The organism is Peribacillus muralis (genome assembly GCF_001439925.1).
In the GTDB taxonomy this organism is placed as follows: domain Bacteria; phylum Bacillota; class Bacilli; order Bacillales; family DSM-1321; genus Peribacillus; species Peribacillus muralis.
Genome location: NZ_LMBV01000099.1, coordinates 1 through 203, shown reverse-complemented (window position 1 = coordinate 203; position 203 = coordinate 1). Strand labels below are relative to the sequence as shown.

Genomic DNA, 203 nt, shown 5'->3' with positions numbered 1-203 from the left:
TTTAAATTCCGTGATGTCTGTCACCCACTTCTGGTTTGGTTTTTCTGCCTGGAAACGACGATTTAAGATATTGGGAGCTTTTTTTCCGACTTCTCCCTTATAGGATTTATACTTCTTCATTCGAACGATGCATTTTGAAGCCCTAGCTCTTTCATAATACGAAGTACTTTCTTCTTGTTTATCACATATCCTTTGGCTTGAAG

The 203-nt window shown here is 37.9% G+C and carries 1 pseudogene; it reads right to left on the bottom strand.

Annotation, left to right across the window (positions count from 1 at the left end):
* Positions 1-203 (bottom strand): annotated as a pseudogene (locus tag ASU00_RS24240) (IS3 family transposase); the annotation flags it as partial.